The organism is Chryseobacterium sp. HNCC26DJ240, assembly GCF_057180485.1.
Map to the genome: position 1 here is coordinate 1 of NZ_JBXUGK010000023.1, position 581 is coordinate 581.

Annotated in this window: 1 protein-coding gene; it reads left to right on the forward strand. The window is 30.1% G+C overall.

All coding sequences use genetic code 11. The annotated features are described in order from the left end of the window. Nucleotides 1-39 precede the first annotated feature (39 nt). On the forward strand, nt 40-396 hold the full coding sequence (locus AC2A1G_RS20060; RefSeq protein WP_484048653.1) for a hypothetical protein: 357 nt from the start codon (nt 40-42) through the stop codon (nt 394-396). Nucleotides 397-581 lie beyond the last annotated feature (185 nt).

The window sequence follows — 581 nt, forward strand, 5'->3', positions numbered from 1 at the left end:
CATTAATTATTATTACAGTTTGAAAGATAAAGATTAATGATGAAATTCCTTTTTTATATATTTTTATTTACCCTAAACTATTCTTGTAATGGTCAGGAGAAATCTGAAACTAAAAAGAAAGAGAAATCTGCACTTTCTGAAGTGCAGGAATATCAAAAGCAAGAGCATCAATTTGAATTTCAGAGCTATAAAATCGTCTATAATGGAAAGGCAGTAAAATTGGGCAGTATAGCAGATGCAGTAAAGATATTTGGAACTCCAACATTTCAAGCTCACAATTTTATTTATCATAATAATCCAATATTTTTTTTTCCAGTATATATCCCGAAAAGGATAAAAATGGAAAAATTTTATTTGAGTACAAAGGGAAAAAATATCCAGTTTCTGACAATATAGGTTTAATCAGAGAAAATTATGAGTTGTACAGAAATGGTGGAAAGGATTTATTTTTGAAAGATAAAAACGGAATATTACAAGGAGATGTTACTACATACAGAATCTGGATGTCACCCTACGAAACAATGAGTATTGTTCCTAATAAGGAAGATAGCGCCAAATCCAAAATCCCGGCATTAAACGGC